Annotated in this window: 1 protein-coding gene; it reads left to right on the plus strand. The window is 31.5% G+C overall.

Features of this window, described 5'->3' with window-relative positions; translation table 11 throughout:
• Positions 1–2: 2 nt before the first annotated feature.
• The coding region (locus KHA85_RS20490; protein ID WP_498039913.1) for a transposase at positions 3–403 on the plus strand (401 nt) is incomplete at its 3' end.

Genomic DNA, 403 nt, shown 5'->3' on the forward strand with positions numbered 1-403 from the left:
GAATAAAACGTAATCCAAAAAAAGTTGCTTTAGCACAAGCTATCCTGGAAACTTATAATCCCGAATCTGTAGAAGATATGAATAATGCGCTTAAAGATTTATTTGGTCCTCTTTTTGAATCGATGCTTCAGGGAGAGATGAATAATCATCTTGGCTATAGTTCTAATGATAAAGGACCTAAAAAAAATGAAAATAGAAGAAATGGCTATACTAAAAAAACATTAAAAACATCTCAGGGAGAAATAGAAATAGAATCACCTAGAGATAGAGATGCTTCATTTGAACCAGTTCTTATACCTAAAAGAAAAAAGGATGTTTCAGCCATAGAAGAAAAAGTATTAGCTATGTATGCAAGAGGTATGTCTCAAAGAGATATTTCATCTACGATTGAAGATATATATGG

Source organism: Dietzia massiliensis, assembly GCF_018390595.1.
Lineage (GTDB): Bacteria > Actinomycetota > Actinomycetes > Mycobacteriales > Mycobacteriaceae > Dietzia > Dietzia massiliensis.